This window comes from Myxococcus sp. MISCRS1 (assembly GCF_026626605.1).
Lineage (GTDB): Bacteria > Myxococcota > Myxococcia > Myxococcales > Myxococcaceae > Myxococcus > Myxococcus fulvus.
Genome location: NZ_JAPNKB010000001.1, coordinates 10,096,878 through 10,110,371 on the forward strand (window position 1 = coordinate 10,096,878; position 13,494 = coordinate 10,110,371).

Below are 13,494 nucleotides of genomic sequence, written 5' to 3' on the forward strand. Positions count from 1 at the left end.
GGCCACGGACGTGGACGGACTCCAGAGCGAGCAGCTGGTGCGCTTCTTCTCCGTGGTGAACGCGCTGCCGGACCCGGTCATCCAGGTCGCGACGCGCCCCGTGGGGCCGATGTGGCTGGGAGGCTCGTCGCTGCGCGTGGGCGCCGAGGCGGGGTACATGACGCCCGTGCCCTCGCTCCAGGTGGGCGCGGTCGCCCTCACGGAGACGGCGCCGGGCGTGTACCACCTGCCGTCCGGGCCGGAGTCGGCGCCGGTGGTGGCGAGGGTGGAGGCGCTGGAGACGGGCTCGCAGCGGCTGGCGAGCACGAAGTCCGGAACGCTGGCGGTGTTCGCGGGCACGGAGGCGTCCGTGGTGCGAGAGCCGTCGCTGCCGGTCATCGCGGTGGCGGCGCGGAGCGACGCGTGGGCGGTGGTGCGTGAGGACCCGGCGGGCGAGAGCCTGGTGGAGCTGCGCTCGCGCGGCGCGCTGGGGGTGTTGGCCGAGCGTCGGGTGAAGGGCCGAGCGGTGGGCCTGGCCTTTGTCGAGGACTCGCTCGCGGTGGCGGTGCGTCGCGACGGCGCGGGCGTCATCGAGTTGATGTCGCTGCCCGACCTGACGGTGACGACGGTGCCCGTGAGGCGTACGCCCACGGCGCTGGCCTCGGTGCGTGGCGCGCTGTTGATGGTGGGCACGGACGAGGGCGTGGAGGTCCTCACGGCCTCGGGTGCGCTCGCCGCGCGGCTGTCCGGAGCGCCGGTGAAGTCCCTGTCGGCGAACGGGACGCGCGCGCTGGTGCTCGAGTCCACCCGACTGGTGTCGCTGGACCTGTCCACGCCGCACGCGCCCACGCAGAAGGCGTCGGCGCCCGTGTCGGATGGGCAGCTCGTCGTGGGCGTGGGCGCGGACCAGGCCTGTGTGATGGGGACCCATACCGTGCGCTGCTTCGAGGAAGCCGGGAGCCTCCTGGAGCAGCAGGGGACGGGGGCCGGCGTGGATGCGCCGGTGCGCTCGGCCTCCGTGCTCGGGCCGTGGCTCGCGGTGGGGACGGACCTGGGCGTGCGCGTGTTCGACGTGCGCTCGGAGCCGGTGTCGGGTGGTGCGTATCCGGTCGGCGTGGGTGATTTCCCCGCGCTGACGGGGGCGGCGGTCCTGGCGGCGGGAGACCTCCTGTCCGCGGAGGCCGGGACGGTGGCGCGCCTGCCGCTGGTCCGTGGGCCGGCCAGGCCCGAGCTGTCGCTCCAGGTGGCATCGTCGACGGCCGTGGCGGGGAGCCGCCTGGCGCTGACCGCGTCCATGACCGACGAGGCGGACACCTTCGAGGCCTTTGTCTCGGTGCTGAAGGTGAACGGCCGCACGGTGCAGGTGCTGGACGGACGGTTGCCGTCCGCGGTGGACCTGCCGTTGACGGGGGCCACCGCCCGCCTCGAGCTGTCGGTGTTCGACCAGGCGGGCAGGTCCGACGCGAAGGTCGTCGAGGTGGGGCTGACGCCGCCGACGACGGGCCCGGAGTTCGTGTCGCTGGACGCGCCCGCGCAGGTGTACGAGGGCACGCTCATGACGGTGGTCCCGAGGTTCGTGGACCCGTCGCGGGTGAAGCAGGTGACGGTGACGCTGAAGGATGGGGCGACGGTGCTCGACAGCGTCACCGTGAGCGCGCCCTTCCTGCGGGCGGTGCTGCGCGTGCCCATGGTGGGCACCGGCGTGGGCCATGGCGTGACGGTGGAGGCGACCGCGACGGACGACGTCCACACGGCCATCTCCGCGCCCACGCCCGTGCTCGTCTTCACCAACCCCCAGCCGGTGGGGACGGCGTTCACGCTGACTCCCGCGGTGGCCCAGGTCGTCGAGGGCCAGCCGGTGCAGGTGACGATGGCCTTCGGCAGCGGGGTGAGCGCGCCGGAGCGGTACACGGTGAGCTTCTCGGTGGGCAGGACGACGATGACGCAGACGGAGCAGCAGGTCATCGTCTCGCCCGCCACCGTGGCCACGCCCCGGATGCCGAACCTGGCCCAGGGAGAGGTCCAGGCGCAGATGCTCATCACCGCGCGCCTGGTCGATGGTGACGGCCGCGAGTCGGTGGCGAGCACGCAGGTGCTGGTGCTGGAGGATGTGTCGAACCCGACCATCTCCGACATCGTGGTGACGCCGACGGGGACCGAGGTGTCCGCGGGCTCGACGGTGACGGCGAAGCTGGTGGCCGCGGATGGGACGTTGCCGCTGGCGGAGCAGGTGCTGCGCGTGAAGCTGGGCGGGGCGCTGGTGGCCTCGGGTGGGCCGGCGCTGAGCTACACCGTGCCGGTGGGCACGCCCTCGGGCACCGTGCTGCGCGTGGAGGGTTGGGTGAAGGACCTCCAGGGCCGCGTCGGCGAGGCGTTCCGGGAGCGGACCGTGAGCGCGCCGGTGTTGTCCGACGGCGCGGTGACGGTGGCGGGCATGTTCGCCAACGCGGTGGACCTCGCGGTGCTCGGCGACCGGGTCCTCGTCGCCACGCCCTCGGGAGTGGCCGTGGGTCTCCGGGTGGAGGACGCGCAGGGCGTCACCGTGACGCCCGTGGGACAGGTGCGCGTGGAGGGCACGCCCCGCTCGCTGGTGGTCCAGGGACATCACGCCCTGGTGGCGGTGGAGCAGGGCGGCCTGTGGGTGGTGGACGTGTCGAGGCCGGAGGCCCCGCGCGTGGTGGGCCGGCACGAGACGTCGTTGGTGATGTCGATGGGCGCGTCGAGCCGGGCCTTCGTGGCGCACGAGTCCTCGTACAACGTCGACGAGGTGCACCTGACGGAGCCCTCGGCGCCCGAGCTGCGGCGGTACGTGGAGCGCTACAACCCGTGGCTGAACACGCCGCTGCTGGGCGTGTCGAACGACCGGCTGTTCTACGCGTCCGCGCAGACGCTCTACTCGCACAAGGTGGAGTCGGAGTCGGTGCCTTGCTGCGGTGGGCCCATGTCCGTGGGCCTGCAGTCCACGGTCCGGCAGGTGGACGTGGAGGGGGGCATGGCGGTGGTGGGCACCGCGCGGGGCATCCACGTGGTGCACCTGGGCGCGTCGAACATGGTGGCGCTGGGCGAGGCGCAGCTGGGCATCGGGACGCGGGCGCTGACCGTCAGTCGGGGCCTGGCCTACGTGGCCGGCGACGACGACGTGCTGCGCGTGGTGGACCTCCGCGAGCCCACGGCGCCGCGAGTGCTGGGGCAGATGCCGGTGGCGGCCCGTTCGCTGCGCGTGTCGGGTGGCGCACTGCTGGCGGCGACCCCGCGGGGGCTGGTGGTGCTGAAGCTCGTCGACCGGGTCTCGGAAGGGACGCAGCCGCCGATGCTGGGCGATGGCTGGTCCACGACCGATGCCGTGGTGGGCGTGTCTGCGGCGCGGCGGGGTGTCGTCGTGGCGGCCGGGCTGGGGGGCGCGTCGCTGCTGGACCTGGCCGACCCGTCGCGTCCGGTCCTGAATCGCGCGGTGTCCACCACGCTGAAGGCGGTGCGGCAGACGGAGCGGCTCGGCGGGGACACCTTCCTGCTGAACGACGCGACGCTGTCCGTGCACACCGACGCGAACAGCACGGGAGCCTTCACCGTGGACTCCACGCGGGGAAGCCGGCTGGGCAGCATCGGGAGCGTGGAGCGGTTCGCCGTGAGCACCGGCCGGCTGTGGACGGTGGGCGGCGGAGTGCTCGCCACGGCCAGCCTGCCCACGGTGGAGTCCATCAAGAAGCTGGACCTGCAGGGGCCCACGCTCGACGTGGCGGGTGATGAGCGCCGCGCCGTCATCGCGCAGGGCCCCCTGGGCTTCACCTGGGCGGAGCGTGACAGCGCCGGAGACATCCTCCGGAGGGCGAGCGTGTCCGGTCAGGCCGCGAACGTGGTGGCGCTGGAGGGACAGCGACTGCTGGCGGGCAACGACGACGGCTTCCGCGTGTACACGCTGGACGCGGCGGGGAGCCTGCGCGAGGTGGGCACGGTGCCCACCGAGGGGGCCGTGCGCCGCATCCGGATGGTGGGCCTGCTGGCGCTGGTGTCGACGGACGAGGACGTGCAGCTCTGGGATGTCTCGTCCCATACGCCCGTGCTGAGGGCCACGCTCGACGCGCCGGACGCGCGCGACGCGGTGCTGGCCGGCGACCAGGTCGTCGTGGCGCGGGGCTTCCAGGGCCTGTCGGTGTTCACGGCGCCCGCGCAGCTCGCGCCTCCTTCGGCGACCCTGCGGTTGGCGGCCGCGCCGCTCATCGTGGAGCCGGGCACGCTGGTGTTGTTCGACGCCCGCACGTCCGGGGCGCGGCTGGGGAGCGCGACGCTGTGGGTGGACGGGGCGCCCTTCGCGCACCTGGAGACTGGAGCGGTGTCGGGGCAGTGGTGGGTGCCGGAGTCGGCGCTGCCCGGCTCGGAGTGGTTGCTCCAGGTGCGCGGACGGACCGCCAGCGGCGCCGAGGCGCAATCCGAGGCCCAGGTCATCCGCGTGAGCGCTCCCGAGGAGGAGTCGCTGTGGGTGTCGATGCAGGAGCCGTATGCCTATCAGGAGTTCGCCAGCGGTCAGCTGGTCCCGGTCCGGGTGGACGTGTCCGGCGGCGCCCGGCCGTACACCGTGACGGTGAGCATGGAGGACGTGTTCGTCGGCGTGCTGTCGCCCGTCGTGGGCGCTCCGAGAAACTACGCGGGGGTCGCCCGGCTGCCGGCGCACCTGGTGGGCAACCCCGAGGTCCATGTCGACGTGGTGGACGCCCTGGGCCAGTCGGTGCGTGGAACCCTGCCGCTCCAGGTGCGTGACTCGTCGAGTCCGCCGACGCTGCTGTCGGGTCTGCCGCCGCGCCTGTTCGCGAGCCCCGCGAAGAACCCGCTCTACCTGTCGGCGTGGGACGACGGGCCGTCCGTGCTGCGCTTCTCCGTGGACGGCGTGGTCGTCGCGAGCAGCGCCTCGGACGCGCAGGGCGGCGAGCACGGCTTCGAGCACCTGCTCGAGTTCCCGACGAAGCAGGCGGGAGACACAGTGACGCTGCGGCTGGTGGTGGAGGACACCCTGGGCCAGCGCGTGGACACGGGTGAGCGCAGCTACACGCTGCTGGAGCCCGTGGCCCTGCCGGACATCGAGTACGTGTCGATGTACGAGACGCGAGCGGAGGGGACGTCCACGAACATGAGCGCCGAGGCCAGCGACGTGGACGGAGACCTGGACACGGTGAGCGCGTGGATCATCTACGGCGCGACCTGGGTGAGCCCCACGCACATCGTGGGAGGCGGGACGCCGCAGCACCTGGCCACCAGCACCGACGGCTATGTCGAGGCCACCTTCCCGGTCCCGCTGCTGTCGGACCCGGTGTTGGAGGGCAAGACGTCCCTGGTGGTGATGGTGGTCGCCCGGGATTTGATGGGCCACGAGAGCCGGCGCTACACCGAGCTGAACATCAGCGAGAACGAGGTGCCCGAGGGCACCTTCAACTTCGGCTCATGGCCGTGGGGCCGGGAGCTGGTCGCGGACCATCCCGTCGAGGCGGGGGTCAGCGCGTGGGATGACGTGGGGCTCCAGTCGGTGTCGCTGACGGTGACCGACTCCACGGGCGCGGTCTTCACCGCGTCGACGACCTGCTCTGGCACGAACAACTGCTACGTGGCGCTTCCGTCCAGGGCCTTCCCGGCGGGTGCGCTGCACCTCGAGGCGGACCTCACCGACGTCCGGGGGCTGTCCGTGTCCATCGAGGCCACGCACCAGGTCGCGGTGAACCGCGCGCCGTGGTTCTACCTCTCCTCACGTGAGAGCTATGCGCTGGCCGGCCGTCCCATCCAGGTGCGGGCGACCGTCTACGACGAGAAGCGCATCGCCCTGATGTCGCTGACGGCGGACAGCGTCACGCTGGGCGGCAACGGTGGGATCGACGTGAGTCCGTACTCCGGTTACACGCTGACGGGCACGCACACGCCGTCGGCCCCGGGGACGATGACCGTCACGTCGTTCGCGGCGGACTGGCTCGGCGCGACCGCGACGTCCGCGCCGCTCCAGGTGCCTGTCTATCCGTCCGACCGGGGCGGGGCGTGCCAGTCCTCCATCACGATTCCCACGGGCGTGGACTTCTTCCCGCTGAACGTGGCGCATGCCACGACGGTGCAGCAGCCCTGCGGGTATGGCTCCAGCTCGGGCAGCGGGACGTGGTTGTCGCTGCCGTTCGATGGCCCGGTCGAGCGCCTGGAGGTGTCGGGGAGCTCGGGCTACTACCTGCCGCTGGCGTTCTTCATCCAGGACATGACGGGCGAGGAGGGCTGCACGCCGGTCCCCGAGCGCGCCACGTGCCGGACGACGGCGGTGACGAGCCTCACGACGGGGCCGCTGTCGAAGGACGCGAAGATCTACTTCCCGAACTCCGGGCCGGGCGTGGGGCTGCGGCTGGCGAGCGCCGTGCTGGGGGTCGGGGCGCGGTGCACGCCCGGGAACGCGAACTTCGTCTGCGGCCACGGTGTCTGCGGCGAGCAGGAGGACGAGCAGGACCCGGATGGCTCACCGGTGTACCGCTGCCAGGCGAACGCGTGTGACGACGGCAAGAACAACGCGGACGGAGACCTGGTCTACGACTACCCGAGCGACCCGGGCTGTGAGTCGCCCGAGGACGACGACGAGACGGACCTGCTGCCGCAGCCCGCCTGTGCGGATGGCGATGACGACGACGGGGACGGTCTGGTGGACTGGCCGGAGGACCCGGGGTGTGGCAGCGCGGCCGGGACGTCCGAGTCGGGTGAGGGGGAGAGCTGCGAGGCGCCCATCGACCTGACGACGGAGGCGAGCGTGGGCCTGGAGCCGCGGGCCGTGCTGCCGCTCGACTTCACCGAGGCCGTGGATGACCACCGGTTGAGCTGCTCGACGGCGGGGCAGGTGGACCGGGTGGTGGGCATCCGGGTGCCGGGGCCCGGGTCGGTCTTCGTGGTGGGAGACCCGCAGGTGCAGGGCATCTCGCTGCGGGATGCGTGCGCGCTGGACTCGCGGACCCGGACCTGTGACGTGGCGTCGGAAGCGCAGGTCACCGGCTACACGTACCTGCCGGAGGCAGGCGTGGTCTTCGCCGTCGTCGAGGGGACGGGCCTGGGACGCATCGACGTGTCCGGCCTGCTCGATGACGACGCCGCATGCGACCCGCTGCAGCCCTGGTTCCAGTGCTCGGAGACGCAGGTCTGCCGGCCGAAGGAGCTGGAAGGGGGAGGCGTGTCCTCCACGCTGTTCCAGTGCCGGCTGCCCCGGTGCTCGGACGGGGAGGACTCGGACGAGGATGGGAAGAACGACTTCCCGTACGACCCGGGGTGCGAGAGTCCGATGGACGATGACGAGACGGACCCGACCCCGGTGCCGGCGTGTGGCGACTCGGTGGACAGCGAGCCGGTGGGCTTCACGGATGGGTTGATCGACTTCGCCCTGGCGCCGGGGGGAGACCCGTCCTGCACGAGCGCCGCGGATGACGACGAGGTCGCGTGTGGACAGGTCCTGCCGGCGCAGAACCTCCCCACGGCGCCGCTGGCCCTCGCGGGGAAGACGGCGCGGGCGGAGCGGTACGTGGCGGCGCAGTGTGGCGGGGTGAGCGGGGCGTCCATCAACGCGGTGGCCTATGACCTGGTGGCGCCCATCGCGGGGACGTACCGGTTCGCGGTGGAGGGGCGCTCGAACCTCTACCTGTCCCTGCGCCAGGAGAATTGCCGGGGTGGTTTCGTCGCGAAGTGCAGCCGGAACAACTGGCCGGACGGCGTGATGGGCGAGGTGACGCTCGCCGCGAACGAGCGCGTGGTCGTCGTCCTGGAGAGCTACGGCCCGCAGGACTTCACGCTGAACGTGGACATGCCGTACGCGTGCAGCAACGGGCGCGACGACGATGGTGACGGGCGCGTGGACTACCCGAGCGAGCCGGGGTGCGATTCGCCCAAGGACGAGTCCGAGGTGGACCCGGCGGTGCTGCCCACGTGCTTCGACGGCGTGGACAACGACGACGACGGGGACGTGGACTATCCGCAGGACGCGGATTGTCAGGCGGCCTCGGGCCGGACGGAGCGCGCCAACTGCCAGGGCGTGGAGGGGGTGACGCTGACGGGGGCGCTGCCCCTCTGGACGGCGGGGAGCACGTCGGGGGCCGGTCATATCGACCACGATGTGCCGGCGTGCCGCTATCCCTCCTCGGCGCCGGAGAAGGTGTTCTTCTGGGAGGCGCCGGCGGCGGGCTCGTATGTGATTGATACGGCGGGCTCGAGCATCGGCACGGTGGTGGCGGTGTACCCGCGCACGTGCGAGCCGAGGCAGGTGCTCACGTGTGATGGGAACTACCGGGGCGAGGGCATCTCGGAGGTCCGGATGCCGCTGGCGGCCGGTCAGGCCATCTCCATCGTCGTGGATGGCTACAGCGACTGGGACGTCGGCAGCTTCCAGCTCAGCATCCGACAGGAGTGAGTGGAGGGAACACGGCCCGCGCTCGAGGAGGAGCGCGGGCCGGAGCGTCGTTCAGCAGTGGCCGAAGTCGAAGGTGAGGTACCAGTTCGTCTCGACGCCGGATTTGTAGCCCACGCCGCAGCGGCAGATGTCGGTGCCGACCGAGTAGGTGTAGTACCCGTCGCTGTAATAGGTCGTCTCGACGTTGAGGAAGTAGGGGCAGATGTACGGGCCGTTGGGGCCGCCAGGGTTGGTGGGGCCGCCGCCCGTTCCAGCGTCCTCATCGGTGCCGGCGTCCTCGCTGCCCGCATCCTCGCTCCCGGCGTCCTCCTCGCCCGCGTCCTCCTCGCCTGCGTCCTCTTCTCCCGCGTCCTCGGACGCTCCGCCATCCGGGTCACCCCCCGCGTCGTCGAGGAGGAAGCGGTCGTCTGCGAAGGGGAGGGCCTCGGGGGCGGCATTGCCTCCGCAGCCCGTCAGGGCGAGCAGGGTGGAGAGCAGTGCCACACGGCAGGACGGTCCTGGTTGCATTCACGACTCCTCGAGGGGCTGCGTGGGTGCGGGGGCATCCGCGTCGCGACGCCCCAACCAGGCCGCGACGAGGTGGCGCAGGAGCAACGCGAGCGTCAGTGGAGCCAGCATGGTGCCTTCCCCCGGGAATCCTGGCGGGTGCTCCAGGGACTGAGCGCTGGTGACGCTCCTGGGTGGAGACCCAGCGTGAGCGAGGCCTCACGGGCAGGTCCATCCCAGGAATGTGGGGGCGCCCGGCCTCTGCGCGGTTCACGCCGGGTCCCGTGGCCCACGGCGTGGACGGGCGATCTGTTGATGGGTGGACGGAGCCCTGGCGGTCGGTGCCGCGAACCCGTACGTAGGGTCCAGCAGGGACGTACCCGGTGTCGATCTGCCGGAATTCGACCGGATTCGGTGCGCTTGGGCAGCCGGGCGAGGGGGGACGTACGTGGTGCTTGAGGTACCCCGGGGCTCTTGCTAGAAAGCGCCGTTGTTTCAGGCGTTTGTTGGCACGACCCCGTAGCTCAGTTGGATAGAGCGGCGGTTTCCTAAACCGCAGGCCACAGGTTCGATTCCTGTCGGGGTCACTCGCCAACTTCCTGGAACCCCAGCGGTTTCCTGGGGCGGCGGAGGATGTCGCCGGTGAAGTGGCTCCCGGCGTGGCGTCCACGTGGCGTTGGGCCTGCGCGGCGGCGAGTTGGAACGCCCAACGCAGGACCACCGGTCCAGGAACCATCGCCTTTCGCGCTGCCTTGGAGCCTCCCGTCCGGATGTCAGCGCAATGCCTGACATCCGGACCGACAGACGGGTAGGGCAGACGCTGCTGCTTGACGAACTGCGCGACCTGGCGCTCGTTCGCCTCGGACACGGGAAGCCCCCGCGCCATCGCATCGAAGACTTTGATTCGGACCCACTCCACGACTCGGACGGAAGCGGGAGTTCAGGAATGCCGCTGCCCTCCGCGACATGCTATCCGAGAACAGCTGCACATCGAAGGTCGATGAAGGATGACATTTCGAGCAGGGCTGGACCTGGACATCAATCACATTCTCGCTCAAGCTCGGAATCCTCCCCTCCCAGGAGCATTCAATGAGAGGCATATCTCCGTGGGGCCTAGCGAAGACACTCGCGCTCGTGGCCTTGCTGACGACCTCAAGCGCCCTCGCGCAGAGGACCATCACCTACAACAGCTCAAGCGGACTCTCGACCGGCATCTGCAACGTCTTCAATCTCGCGACGCCTGCGAAAGTCAACGACATCATTCATTACCCGGTCTCTGGAGGGGCCAGATTCAATGGCAGCGCTGTCATCCTCGAAGCCCAGGCAGGAAACACCTCAGCCTCGAACCTGGGAACGGCCTATGCCCTGAAGGTCGGGTTCAAGGCCGGACGCAAGTACACCCTCGCGGTGACTGCGTCGAAGATCTCAGACGATCCTGTGTCCAGCCCCCATCTCATCTTCTCTGTGCGCACGTCGCTCCCTGCGCCCAATGAGACCCAACCCACGAGCTGCGGGCCCGTTGGCGCGGACCGCTGGTCGATGCTGCTGAATGATGTCGTGGGGGCGGCCTACATCAGCTCGGCGACCGCCAGCAACTACCCCCTCACCGAGTGGACCGCCAGCGAGGACCTGGACTACCTCTTCGTCCTGGCGACCCAGGGCTCCAGCACGAAGTCGACGCAGGTCTTGATCAACAAGATCTCCATTACGGAGACGATTCCTCCCGTGTTCTCCCTCACCCCTGCGTCCATCGCCCTGGCGTGCGGGGACACGTCGGCGCGGACCTTCACTGTGAACAACCTCGGAGGAATTCCGAACGTCACGGCGTACGAGTGGGACCTTGGCTCGGCGAGCAATGGCTGGCTCCACCAGGGCGGACCAGCACCGGCCACGCTGACGACCTCCGAACCGTCCCTCACGTTGACTCCCAACTGCGGAGCTGCTCAGTCGGGCATCGCCGTCTCGGTGAAGGCCGGGAGCACCACTCATGGGCCCTATCGGTCCAGCGTGGCTAACTCTGGCTACCCCACGATGGCTATTACAGGCCCCGACATCCTTTGCGCCGCGACACCCCAGGAGTATCGAGTTACAGGGCTGCCTTGTGGTGCCTCCGTCGTCTGGAACTCAAGCAACCCGACCTTGGCGACGGCGACCACCCACGGCAACAACACTGGAACGCTCGCTCGAGGTCCTCAAATCGGCGATGTCGACCTGACCGCGACCATCTCCGGTGCCTGTGGAACCAGCACCCTCACCAAGAGGGTCCGTTCTGGCCCCTACTCATTGACCCGGCCCTACGGAACCCTCACTTTCGAGACCAATGCAGGCTCCTACAGGACGGTGGAACTGGTGACCGGGACGGACTTCTACGGTTGGACCTACGGCACGAATGGCTTGCTGCTGCGGGCCTCCGTGACCAGCCCAGGCATCGGTGGGTACTGGCTCCTGGGGGAGCCCACGGGATCGAGCGCCGAGGTCCTGTCGTTTGAAACGACGGATGTAGGCAGGACCGCCATCGTGCGATTCAACCCATTTGCGCCGGGGGACAAGGTCGTCCATATGACGTTCTACACGACCGCCAATGGCTGCAGCAGTGGCGGCGCCAACAGCCACTGGCTCTTCTATCGAGGAAGCAGCGGTCTCGCGCCAACAGGCGCGTCTACCCCCCGGTGACGCGCGGGGCGAAGGCCTTGGGCCACGAGGAAAAGGAGTCTCCCTGGTCCCAGCATGAGATTGCCCAGATATGACATTCACGCTCCATGATCACCGCGGCGATGCTCCCATCCATCCGCGAGACGGCCTCTGCGGTGCTGGGCTGGCCGGCATCGGCGCTCGCTGGACGTTCGGCCAGTAGTGGCGGGCAGCTCGCTATGGCCTCAGAGCGGGCTGCCCTCTCCCATCCGGCTAGTCCACTCCTCCCTGGCCACAATTTGGCACGCAGCGCGCGGGAGAGCCGCAGCACTGCATTCCCGCTGGGCAGGTGACAGTCTTTCCGCAGATGGCGGGCGCGTGATAGCTCTGTTCAATTTCAACGAGTTGCGCTTCCGACGCGTTCTCGGTGTCATCGACGGGCCCACCACACCCGAACATCAATCCAAGCGCCAGCAGACCACCAGTCATGAGCAACTTCATGGATTCCCCTCCGTTGCAGTGGTAATGCAGTGGCGGAATCTAGCACTCAGTGTGAAGGCTGCGAATAGGGGCTCCGGTGGCGATCGACTCGGTAGCCCTTCGGGTCGCTCCCGAACACCGGGGCGTCCGTCTCCCTGTTGTCCCTGACGAATCGGGCTGGAGGGGTGGGGAGCGAAACGTGCTGTTCCAGCATGCGCTCGCGCTCCTCCGGACTCAACAGCTCGTAGGGTCGTGCGCCTGGCACGTCGGAGACGCGAAGGGTCAGCTCGATTCCAGTCGCACGGTCCCGGAGCCCGACTCGCAGCCAGCCCTCCTTCTCGAGGGCTGGGCGAGCACCTTCGAAGCGGGTGATGAGCGCAGACGCAGTGGCGGCTCGACGTTCCTGCAGCAGTTCCTCTAGAACCCACGCGGCCACGCTGTTGAACGTCGCGAGGCGGCATGGTCGCCGCAGGCGTCGTCATTCAGAGAGGGAGAACGGCAGTCAGATAGGTTGGATGGTGCGATTTCAAGATGAGCCCTCGTGGGGTAAGGGGATGAGTGGGCCGCTGCTGGAGTGTAGCTCCTCTGAGTGGCCAATCAGGTGTCAGCAGCTCGAGTTGGGGCAGATTTGATTGAAGACGGATTCATAGATGTTCCATTGTTGCTGGTAGGCGTAGTTGTACTCCCACATCCTGACGCTGAGGCTGTGGTAGTTGTCGATGCAGTAATTGGGTCTGAGCCTGCTGCAGATGCGAATCCCCTTGATGCCTGGGGCGGTTGGTCTTCTCGGATTTGATTGAATGATCCATCGCTGCTGTGTGCTGCTGTTGCAGATTCGCAAGTATATCTGCCTGTCCCCATCTTCGAGACAGCCGTCTAGCTTGACTGACTTTATCGTGACGACGTTGTGTGCTTCTCCGGGGATTCCAGAGAACGTCCAGAAGGGAGGCGCAGGTGTCTCGCAGTTCTTTGTCTCTATGGGAAGGAGGGGCGCGGACCCCCATCCAATGCAGCGGTAGTGAAATTCGTTGGCGATGAACGTGGAGAGAGGCGCTTGTGCCTTGGCGGACGCGGGGAGCATCAACGCCAAGAGAATCACAATGACACTCAGTACTGCTTGGAGCTTGGGTGGGGGGTTCATGTGCACTCCCTTGCGTGGAGCCCGGCGATGGGGTGCTGGGAGATTGTCTGTGAACGATGGGGGTGTCCATCCCAGGTTTCTGGGAGAGAGCACGGAGTCGAGGCGAGGGAAGGACCATCGAGAGGTTGAGGAGCACAAGCGAGCCTTGCCGATGCTCTCGGCTGAGGGCTCGGCATGCTTGAAACCCGGTGTGTGTGACATGCAGGGGGGAGCGTGTGCTTCTTGCTCGACCGATTCGCGCCGCATCCTCCAGGTCGAGTCCTCCGCGCCCTTGGATGTCCAGCCTTTGTCTGACTGCTCCGGACGGCGTGGCTCTGCCGTCCGGAGTGAGTCGGTGGGCTACGGCGACCAGCGAACGCGCCGAACGCCACCGTGG

4 protein-coding genes and 1 tRNA gene (1 of these 5 cut by a window edge) are annotated in these 13,494 nt (G+C 69.0%); 3 read left to right on the forward strand and 2 right to left on the reverse strand.

From position 1 onward, the window contains the following. A protein-coding gene (locus tag OWM54_RS40290; protein ID WP_267700769.1) for an IPT/TIG domain-containing protein crosses the window boundary here: on the forward strand, positions 1-8,380 show its 3' end. The gene continues 23,699 nt to the left of window position 1, outside the view; the window shows 8,380 of its 32,079 coding nt (coding positions 23,700-32,079); the start codon falls outside the window, past its left edge; its stop codon occupies positions 8,378-8,380. Positions 8,381-8,431: 51 nt separating this feature from the next. Here OWM54_RS40290 and OWM54_RS40295 read toward each other — a convergent pair whose 3' ends face one another. Continuing rightward, positions 8,432-8,887, reverse strand: a complete 456-nt coding sequence (locus OWM54_RS40295; RefSeq protein ID WP_223783649.1) for a hypothetical protein — start codon at positions 8,885-8,887, stop codon at positions 8,432-8,434. A 492-nt stretch (positions 8,888-9,379) separates the two neighbouring features. Between OWM54_RS40295 and OWM54_RS40300 the strand changes: the two genes are divergently transcribed. Then, positions 9,380-9,453, forward strand: a tRNA-Arg gene (locus tag OWM54_RS40300). 547 nt (positions 9,454-10,000) lie between these two features. Continuing rightward, complete coding sequence (locus OWM54_RS40305; RefSeq protein WP_267700770.1) at positions 10,001-11,539, forward strand: hypothetical protein; 1,539 nt, start codon at positions 10,001-10,003, stop codon at positions 11,537-11,539. A 1,042-nt stretch (positions 11,540-12,581) separates the two neighbouring features. Here the strand turns inward: OWM54_RS40305 and OWM54_RS40310 are convergent. Then, entirely contained in the window at positions 12,582-13,118 is a 537-nt protein-coding gene (locus tag OWM54_RS40310; protein WP_267700771.1) for a hypothetical protein, read from the reverse strand. Positions 13,119-13,494 lie beyond the last annotated feature (376 nt).

Excerpts from the sequence above, each read along its gene's own strand:
- OWM54_RS40295 (WP_223783649.1), bottom strand. The coding sequence starts at position 8,887 with ATGCAACCAGGACCGTCCTGCCGTGTGGCACTGCTCTCCACCCTGCTC.
- OWM54_RS40310 (WP_267700771.1), bottom strand. The coding sequence starts at position 13,118 with ATGAACCCCCCACCCAAGCTCCAAGCAGTACTGAGTGTCATTGTGATT.